We start from the raw sequence: 1,122 nt of genomic DNA, 5'->3' as shown, positions 1-1,122 counted from the left end.
AGGTCGTAAAACAGCTGACGGAGCGCATGGGATGGAGTCCGAATACGACACGAACGCTTCTAAATCGCTTGGTGCAGAAGAAAGCGGCGGGGGCGAAACTGGAAGAAGGTTCGAAGCGCACCCAGCTATTTTTTTCGATCATCAGCGAGCAGGAATACTTGCGATCGGAAACTACGTCTTTTATGAAGAAGCTGTACGGCGGGGCATTAAAGCCGATGCTGGCTCACTTCTTAGAGGATAAGACGCTGAATCCACAGGAAATCGAGGATTTAAAGGCTTTATTTGACGGAAATAGCGGCTACGAACCGGAAATGAGAGATTGCAAATGAGTTCGACATTGCATGAATGTTTATTATCGTTTTTTGGCTGGGTGATTCGCGGCTCATTTATGGCAAGCATCCTGGTTTTACTGGTTCTGATGCTGCAACTTCTGTTAAGAAACAAGCTTGAAGTCAGATGGAAGTACCTGCTGTGGATCCCTGTGGCGATTCGATTGCTGCTGCCTTGGGCACCGGAGTCTTCACTTAGCCTATACAATGTTTTTTCATTGGAGACCATAGTTCCAGAAACTAAGCAACAAACTCAAAATACATCAGCTTGGCACAATTTGTGGAGAAGGCCAGGTGAAAAGAGCGAAGCGGCAGCTCAAGCAGAGAATTCTATTGATTCGGAGAAAAGCAACCTCTTAAGAGGGAGTGTAGAAATATCGGATTCGTCTCATGAATCTGGTACTGTATGGAACATACGCTTCTGGTGGAGTGGGTTCAAGCAACTGGGTTTCATCAATATGCTGATGTCGGTTTGGCTTTTGGGTATCCTGCTTTTTGCTGCGAAGACTGTCTTCGACCAACTTCGATTGAAGCGAGCCTTACATGCGGCCCAAAAAATTGAAACGCCTTTTTTAACGACAGTGTTTCGTGAAACGAAGCGGCTAATGGGCGTAAAGCGTGATGTGAACTTTATCGCTAGCGAGCTTATTCCCGGGCCTGCCGTTGTTGGCTATAGCAAGCCAGCGATTCTCATTTCGCCAAGTTTGCTCGTCACACTGCAAGAGGATCAACTTCAATACATATTGGCGCATGAATGTGCCCATATACAGCGGCGGGATGTGGCGGTGAATTG

At 46.9% G+C, this 1,122-nt stretch carries 2 protein-coding genes; both read left to right on the top strand.

Annotated features, from left to right (window positions below; translation table 11 throughout):
• A partial coding sequence (locus tag BBG47_RS28145; protein ID WP_065294480.1) for a BlaI/MecI/CopY family transcriptional regulator occupies positions 1–329 on the top strand: 329 nt, incomplete at its 5' end.
• On the top strand, positions 326–1,122 hold a 797-nt coding region (locus BBG47_RS28140; RefSeq protein ID WP_175400670.1), incomplete at its 3' end, for a M56 family metallopeptidase. The genes BBG47_RS28145 and BBG47_RS28140, both read left to right, overlap by 4 nt.

The sequence above is a fragment of the Paenibacillus sp. KS1 genome (assembly GCF_001680695.1).
GTDB classification, from domain to species: Bacteria; Bacillota; Bacilli; order Paenibacillales; family Paenibacillaceae; genus Paenibacillus_B; species Paenibacillus_B suaedae.
The sequence above is the reverse complement of the archived record's forward strand: the minus strand, read 5'-3'. Positions and strand labels throughout refer to the sequence as shown.